Consider the following 7,754-nt stretch of genomic DNA (forward strand, 5'->3'; position numbering starts at 1 on the left):
GAGCATTATGAAAAACGCTAAAATACTTATTGTAGAAGATGAGCAAATTATTGCAGAAAATCTACGTTTTATCCTTAATGAATATGGTTATAGATATGTAGATGTAGCTATGGATGCAACAGAAGCAAAACAACTTTTTAAAAACACCTCTTATGACTTAGTGTTAATGGATATCAACTTAGGAGCTACAAATAGCATAGACGGTATTGATTTAATAAAGCACTTATCTAAAAAATATGCTTTTGTCTTTATGTATGTTACTGCTAATGCTGACAACAAAACGGTACAAAAAGCAAAAAGCACACAGCCTGCTGGTTATATTGTAAAACCTTTTGTAAACGAAACTATTTATGCTAATGTTGAAATTGCTTTAAACAATTTTAATAATACCAGCTCTTTTACTTATACTAAAAAAGGAATACAACAACAAGTTTCTCTTTCAAAAATAACTCATATTGAAGCGGATGGATCTTACATTAGCCTTTTAACTGTAGAAGGTGATAAACATTTTGTTAGAAAGTCCTTATCTGAATTTAATAAATTATACCCAACTACTTTTATTCGAATTCATAAATCTATACTAATCAACAAAAACTATATACAAGGATATACAAGCCAATTTATAAAAATAAATGATATAAAATTGCCATTAGGTCGAACTTACAAAAAATCATTTTTAGAACAAATTAAAAAAACAGCACCTTTTTAAAACTTATTTATTTTGTTGTACCTATAAAATTAAAAAGGCTTCACATTTCTGTGAAGCCTTATCTTTTTTAGTAGCGGGAACTGGACTACGATAGTTGTTTTCATTGATTTTCATTTGTTTTCAAAAACACCTTAAACACACTATTAAATAAGGATTTAATGAAATTCAAGCATTCTTTAACAATCATGAAAATTTAAAATATTTTATCATATTCGGGATTATTTCGGGAAGAAATAGTATATTAGTGCTTTATAAAAAAGAACTATGGCTAATGTAAGATTCATAACAAAAGGAAAGAAAAATCCATCTCATTTTTACACGAGGTTTTACCACAGTAAAGATTTTGATTATACAACCAAAACAGGTTTATTAATAAACCCTAGATTCTGGAACAATAAATCTCAACGCTTCAAAACTATTGCAGAAGAAATACCTGATAAAGCTGAAATTATAAAATATACCGAACAACTAAAAGCACAAATAGTTTCAGAATACAATAGTAGCTATAAAGAGGGAGAAATAATCTCAAATCAATGGCTATCAAACGTTGTTGATAGATTCAACAAGAGAGCAAAAAATGGAGTTGACTATGAAGTGTATTTTACACCGTTTGTAGAAAAATGGATTGAAGAATCAAAAACAAGAATTGTAATTAACACAGGAAAAGCAACTAATAAAAGGACAATTACAAAATACAAACTTACCCTAAAGACATTAAGAGAGTTTGAGAGCCTTTATAAAACAAAACTAAAACATTCAGATATTAGCTTAAAATTTCACGGAAAATTTGTTTCCTTTTTAGTTGATAAAATATTTGGCAATAGCACTATTGAAAAATTTATTAGTCAAATAAAGACATTTTGCAGAGATGCTGAAGTAGAAGGTTATAACGTAAATCCAGAATATAAAAGTAGAAAATTCACTTTTAAAAGAAACAAACCATTAGACCCCTATTTGAACGAACAAGAAATTCAAAAAATATTTGATTTAAAAATTACAGACAAACAAACAGATAAAATGAGAGATTTATTTATTGTTGGTTTGTGGACTGGTTTAAGAATAAGTGATTTTAAACAATATGAAAGATTAAAAATAGAAAACAATGATATATTAATTAGTTCAACTGAAAAAACATCTGCACCTGTTACTATTCCGATACATCCTCAAGTGAGAGAAGTTTTAAACAAAAGAAAAGGATTATTACCAAAATTCAATTTATCCCCTAGCACTCTCGAAGTACGCTTTAACAAAAAAATAAAAGATATTTGTAAAGAAGCTGGAATTACTAAAAAAATAATCGGAGATAAAAAAGATAAAAAAATAAATAGAAATGTAAGAGGAATATATCCAAAATACGAATTAATAAGCAGTCATATTTGCAGAAGGTCTTTTGTTACTAATCACTATGGCAAGATTCCTAATCAAGCAATAATGGCTATTACAACTCATAAATCTGAAAAACAACTTATTGATTATGTTAAAATCTCTAACTCACAGTATGTAGAAATGGTTAGAGAACTATGGAAAAAAGAAGATGTTGCAAAATTAAAGGTTGTATAAAAAACATTGCCAAAAATTATTACTTATCATTAATTTAAAATTAAATTTGCCAACACAATGACTACGCCATTAAAAAACTTTTTAAAGCAACTAAATTTATTAGATGCTGTTTTCTTTAAAGAAAGCGGAAAGGTTTTCGATGGATTTATTTCAGAGGTTCAAAAGAAAATTGAAATTATCAAACCTGATGCTTATTACGTTTTTAATAAGCAACCTTTAATTTTATTCTTTGACTTAACTAGTGAAAAAGATAGAAATAGAGAAAAAGAAATTCATAAACAAGTTTGGTCTTTTGATAATTCTCCAGTAATTTTTGTTATTAAAGGAGATGAAATCAGAATATACAACGCTCTTAATTACTTAAAAAAAGAGGAACGTTTAGAAGAAATAGAACTAACAGAAGAGGAAAGGAATAATAAGTTTTCTTTTTGGGAACTTCAAAGTGGGTTTACTTGGAAATGGTTACAAGACGAATATTTTGAGAATCGTTCAAAGAAACTAAAACGCAAAAGGGTTAACGAACAATTATTTCAAAATATAAAAGATGTAAGAGAGTATTTAACTAATGTAAATTCTTTACAAGATGAAGATGCGAACTCTTTAATATTAAGGCTTATTTTTATAAGATACCTAATTGACAGAAAAGTTAAAATAGATGAAACTTTTATAACTGGAGAATTACACAATGTAAATGCAAGAAGAAAAAGTTTTATTAAATTAATAAAACAACCATCACAATTAAATTTACTATTTGAAAAATTGAACACTAAATTTAACGGTGTCCTATTTAAAAAATTAGACATAGTTTTAACCCAAAAACAATCTAATGATTTAGCAGATATTTTCAAAGGAGAATTAGAAGATAAAAATAATTTATTTAAGGGATTCTTTTTTGAAATTTTTGATTTTTCTATTATTCCTGTTGAAGTTATTTCGGGAATCTATGAGTCTTTAATAGATGAAGAAACAAGGAAACTAGATTCGGCAGTTTACACACCTCCTTTTTTAGTAGAATACGTTTTAAATGATACCGTTGACAAATATTTAGATGAGGAAAATAATTCAGAATGCAAAATATTTGAAGTCGCAGTTGGTTCAGGTATTTTTCTTGTACAGAGTTTAAGAAAAATGATTGACAAGGAATTAGAAATAAACCCTAATCAATCTCCTGAAGAATTTAGTGAAAGAATAAGAGATATTGCAAAAAGAAACTTATTTGGTATTGACATAAATGAAGAAGCTTTAAAAGTTGCTTGTTTCTCTATTTATATTGCATTATTAGACTATCAAAACCCGAAAGATATAGATATCTATGAGTTCCCAAACCTACTTAATGAGAATTTATTTAAAGCTGATTTTTTCGACACAAATCATGCCTTCAATGAATTAATTCAAGAGAATAAGCCAAAATTTATTCTAGGGAACCCTCCCTGGAAAAAAGACAAATCTAAAAAGCATTTAGATTGGGTAAATACAACCAAGACGTATTCAAAAAAAATTAAAGGGAAGTTAGAGATTGCACAATCATTTCTATTAAGAACTAAAGATTTTATGAATGCAGAAACCAAATCTGCATTAATTGTTACTAGCACTCTTTTTTATAATGTTTCATCAACAACAAAAGAATTTAAAACTGACTTTTTAAAAAGTTTTTGTATTCAAAAATTTTTCGATTTATCCCCAGTTAGAAGATTAATTTTTGAAAAAAAAGATAGTCCTGCAAGTATTGTTTATTTTAACTTATCCAAAGGCGATGATTACCAAAAAAACATTATTAATCATCAATCAGTAAAATCGAATCATTTTTTAAAACACTTTAAAATTTTAGTGATTGAAAAGTATGATCAAAAGAAGATTTCACAAAGGCATTTTATTGAAAACGATTGGATGTTTAAAATTGCTTTATATGGTAACACTCTTGATTATAATTTATTAAAACGTATAAATAAATTAAGCACCACTAATATCGAAGATTTTATTGATGGTAAAAGTGTATTTGGTGGAGCAGGATTTCATAAAGGAACAAAGGAAAAGTATAAACCTTTTAATAGTATTTTAAATAAAAACATTATTGAAAACAAGGAAGTACAAAAATACTATTCTGTTTCTAATGATAGCGAAAATATTATTTCAAATACCGATGTTTTTATAAAAAGCGGAAGAGAAGAAGGCTTATATAAAGGGAAACAAATCCTTGTTAAAGAGCAGGCAAAAAATGAATCTGAAATCGTAGTATCATTAACAAATAAAGAGTACGTTATTCGTTCTGGAATATTTTCTATTGCAAGCACTAATAAAACACCGCTTATTAAAGAGATTTATTCTTTTATGATTTCATTTTTATATGAATATTTCATTTTTATGACTTCAGGCTCGTGGGGAACATCTACAAGACCGCAAATCAGATGGAAAGAAGAATATCTATCATTTCCTACTGTAAAACCTACTCAAAAAACACAGAATCAATTAATATCTTTAATAAATGAGTTCATTAAACCATATCAAGATTTTTACGATACTTTTAATATTGGAAATCCGATAAAAAAAGAATTAATATTAGTAAAGATTAATGATATTATAAATAAATTATACGGGATTAAAGATTATGAAAAAAATCTTATTGATTATGCCTTAAATGTTTCACGTTATCAATTCCAAGAAAGCAAACAATATTTAGTTTCTGATTTCACATATACTGATAAAACACATTATAGAAATAGAGATTTTGTACTAAAAGAATATGCGAGTGTTTACATTAAAGAGTTTAAAGAAATTTATAATGATGAATATCTACAAGTTGAAATTTATCCTTTAGACCATTTTATCGCTTTAAACTTTGTTTTATTAAATAAAAAACCTAAAAACAGTATTATATATCCTAAAAACAAGAAAAGTGAACAGGAGGTCTTAAAACGATTAGCAAATAATTTGAGTATTTCACAAATTACGAATACTTCAGACCCAACAAAAAACTTATTCATTCAAAAAGACATAAAAGGATTTGAAGAAAATTCATTTTATATAATAAAGCCGAATGAATATAAGTGTTGGCATAAGGCAATAGCTTGGTATGATATCGCAGAGTTTAAAGAAGCAATTCAAGAAGCTGAATTAAATGAATTAAACCAAAATGCTTAATGAAAATAAACGCATCTAATTTTATACAGAACAGAAAGCGGTTATCATTAACTCAATTAAGAGTTAATAAAATTATGACTTGTATTATTAATAGTTATGAAAAAATAATATCTGACGGAATTGTTTATAATTACAATGATAGAGGTAGTATAAAAGAAGAAGATTATTTAAGAAATCGTTTAGTAGATGATTATCTCGAATATGAGTTGAGTTCCATAGAAAAAGGATCTAATAATTTTACTGTCAATAAAGAAGTTACAGAGGAATACAGAAGCTATTTAGACAAAGAATTACACAATGACCCTATTGATATTCATATCGTAGATTACGCTTTAAAAAACTCTTGGGGACAAAAAACTAAACCTTATTTTTCAATAGAATGTAAAAGGTTAGTCAAATCAGTTTCAAGTTATGTGAATGACACAAAAAAAGCAACTAAAAGAAGTTATTCAAGGTTAAGATTACCTTTTGAAGGGCAACTTGGATTTATAGAAAATAGTAATTGGACTCATAACACGGTCAAAGAATTGGTCAACAAAAATCTTTTATCTAATTCAGATATAGAAACGAATAAGCAACTAGAACCATTTGAAATAAAAGTAGGCTTTAAAGGTTCTTATTTTTCAAGTCATAATAAAATAGACAAAAAAACATTTTCTGTTTATCACTTATTTTTAGACTATTCTAAAATAGTTCTAAACTAGAATATTTTAACCCAATAATTCGTCAAAACTTATCTCAAAAATTTTAGCGAATTTAATAACAGTTGATAACTTTGGCTCTTGAAGTCCCTTTTCATATTTTCTTATATTTTCCCTATCAATATTTAAAGCTGCACCAACATCCATTTGAGAAAGTTTCCTTTCTAATCTTAATTCTTTTATACGCTTCCCAAATTTTATTATTTCTTCTGGAACTGGTTTTTTTCTAGTTCTTGGCATAGAACAAATTTGATAATAAACCATTGCATGTTAGGGATTGTAATCAAGGGGTTGTATTCTCGGCATTATTATTTATATTTGAAAATAATTTAAATACCCGTTTATGAAAAATATTTTCTTGTTTTCTTATTTAGTCTTATTATTAAACTCTTGTTCTTCTTCTGATTCTAATGACGAACAAACTTCTGTAGATTTATCTAATTCACTTACTCAAAATGCTTGGATTTATTATAATGCTGAAATTATAGATATTACAAGTCATGGCAGTTTAAGCTATGTCGAAGCAGAACAAATTCTACTAGACAACCCTCTAAACTCTTCAAATAGTACAGCTAGTATTACAAGTTTTGATAGTGATGGAACTGGCTCTATAATTACACCTAACAGTAGTGTTAAAACAATAAATTTTGGTTGGATTATTCTACCAGATAGCACATTACGTTTATTCTTATCTAGTACTCTTAATGATTTAGGAGTATTCGAATTTACTGTTAATGATGTATTGCTGACTCTGACCAATGACCAAGAATACCTCTATCAAGGCACTCTAATAAAATATAAAGTTAAAGGCAACTATAACAAACAATAAATTATGCTTATAAAATTCAGTTTATTCATTAAATTTATGTCTCATTTTCTTTTTCAAAGAAGCGGAGCACATAGTGATGCATATATAAATGCTTCTGATAGTAGCGGTTTTTTAGGAACTATTGGAAGTCTTATTGTTGGAGGCATTATCTGGTGGATAGTAATTTCAACTTCTGACTCGAACAATAAAAAATAATCATAAAATACTTAAATTATGAAGAAAACATTATTTGCAATTTTACTACTAACAGCTTCAATAGCTTACTCTCAAAAAACAGCCACTACTGAAGATGGTAAAAAAGTAATTCTAAACGATGATAAAACTTGGGAGTATGTTACAAAAACAGAATCTAAAAACACCTGTTCTGTAGATAGTAATTTTAAAGAACCTAAATGGAATAAAAGTGGTACATGGAAAAAAATGGGTACTCGTGTAGATGATTTAAAAAAGCACATTTCTATTGATTTAGAAATAGATGAAAATAAAATTATCCTTTTACAACTTTCCGAACAGTTAGGTAATGCGGTTTATATTTTATGCGTTGATGGCTCAAAAATGAAATACCGTAGAACTGGTTCAGTTTTTAGAAAAGACGGCGAAGATGTTTTAAAAATGGATTAAAAACACTAATAAACTCGTTAATTATGTCACAAAAAATATTATTAAAAATCTTTTAATAAAAACATATTAAAGAATAGGACTAATTGCAAGCTATGACACTATCCTAAAAAGTGTGTAAGTTCAAAATTTCAGGGTTAGGTTATTTATATCCTAATCCTGTTTTCAAATATAGCTAAAAATTGGTTTAGTATAAGTC

General features: G+C 27.0%; 8 protein-coding genes. 7 read left to right on the forward strand and 1 reads right to left on the reverse strand.

Going from position 1 to position 7,754, the window contains the following annotated elements:
• Nucleotides 1-7 precede the first annotated feature (7 nt).
• From AC2D8I_RS14695 to AC2D8I_RS14710, 4 genes are all read left to right on the forward strand, one after another.
• Nucleotides 8-709, forward strand: coding sequence for a response regulator (locus AC2D8I_RS14695; protein WP_484706788.1), 702 nt, complete (start codon nucleotides 8-10; stop codon nucleotides 707-709).
• Between the two features lie 264 nt (nucleotides 710-973).
• Nucleotides 974-2,269 (forward strand): site-specific integrase, encoded by a 1,296-nt coding sequence (locus AC2D8I_RS14700; protein WP_484706789.1) that lies wholly within the window; start codon nucleotides 974-976, stop codon nucleotides 2,267-2,269.
• A gap of 57 nt (nucleotides 2,270-2,326) precedes the next feature.
• Entirely contained in the window at nucleotides 2,327-5,407 is a 3,081-nt protein-coding gene (locus AC2D8I_RS14705; RefSeq protein ID WP_484706790.1) for an Eco57I restriction-modification methylase domain-containing protein, read from the forward strand.
• A complete protein-coding gene (locus AC2D8I_RS14710; protein WP_484706791.1) occupies nucleotides 5,407-6,111 on the forward strand; it encodes a hypothetical protein in 705 nt (234 codons plus the stop codon). Before AC2D8I_RS14705 ends, AC2D8I_RS14710 begins: the two co-directional genes overlap by 1 nt.
• A gap of 6 nt (nucleotides 6,112-6,117) precedes the next feature.
• Here AC2D8I_RS14710 and AC2D8I_RS14715 read toward each other — a convergent pair whose 3' ends face one another.
• Nucleotides 6,118-6,348: a helix-turn-helix domain-containing protein gene (locus tag AC2D8I_RS14715; protein WP_484706793.1), complete on the reverse strand. Its 231-nt coding sequence runs from the start codon at nucleotides 6,346-6,348 to the stop codon at nucleotides 6,118-6,120.
• 103 nt (nucleotides 6,349-6,451) lie between these two features.
• On the opposite strand from AC2D8I_RS14715, the gene AC2D8I_RS14720 reads away from it, so the two are divergent.
• The 3 genes from AC2D8I_RS14720 to AC2D8I_RS14730 are packed head-to-tail and all read left to right on the forward strand — an operon-like array spanning nucleotide 6,452 to nucleotide 7,558.
• Nucleotides 6,452-6,937: a hypothetical protein gene (locus AC2D8I_RS14720; protein ID WP_484706794.1), complete on the forward strand. Its 486-nt coding sequence runs from the start codon at nucleotides 6,452-6,454 to the stop codon at nucleotides 6,935-6,937.
• 3 nt (nucleotides 6,938-6,940) lie between these two features.
• A complete protein-coding gene (locus AC2D8I_RS14725; RefSeq protein WP_484706795.1) occupies nucleotides 6,941-7,132 on the forward strand; it encodes a hypothetical protein in 192 nt (63 codons plus the stop codon).
• 18 nt (nucleotides 7,133-7,150) lie between these two features.
• Nucleotides 7,151-7,558, forward strand: coding sequence for a DUF3157 family protein (locus AC2D8I_RS14730; protein WP_484706796.1), 408 nt, complete (start codon nucleotides 7,151-7,153; stop codon nucleotides 7,556-7,558).
• The last annotated feature ends 196 nt before the right edge of the window (nucleotides 7,559-7,754 follow it).

It is taken from the genome of Lacinutrix sp. YIN62, assembly GCF_057219185.1.

Coding starts and splice junctions, on each gene's coding strand:
- AC2D8I_RS14695 (WP_484706788.1), top strand. CDS start 8: ATGAAAAACGCTAAAATACTTATTGTAGAAGATGAGCAAATTATTGCA.
- AC2D8I_RS14700 (WP_484706789.1), top strand. CDS start 974: ATGGCTAATGTAAGATTCATAACAAAAGGAAAGAAAAATCCATCTCAT.
- AC2D8I_RS14705 (WP_484706790.1), top strand. CDS start 2,327: ATGACTACGCCATTAAAAAACTTTTTAAAGCAACTAAATTTATTAGAT.
- AC2D8I_RS14710 (WP_484706791.1), top strand. CDS start 5,407: ATGAAAATAAACGCATCTAATTTTATACAGAACAGAAAGCGGTTATCA.
- AC2D8I_RS14715 (WP_484706793.1), bottom strand. CDS start 6,348: ATGCCAAGAACTAGAAAAAAACCAGTTCCAGAAGAAATAATAAAATTT.
- AC2D8I_RS14720 (WP_484706794.1), top strand. CDS start 6,452: ATGAAAAATATTTTCTTGTTTTCTTATTTAGTCTTATTATTAAACTCT.
- AC2D8I_RS14725 (WP_484706795.1), top strand. CDS start 6,941: ATGCTTATAAAATTCAGTTTATTCATTAAATTTATGTCTCATTTTCTT.
- AC2D8I_RS14730 (WP_484706796.1), top strand. CDS start 7,151: ATGAAGAAAACATTATTTGCAATTTTACTACTAACAGCTTCAATAGCT.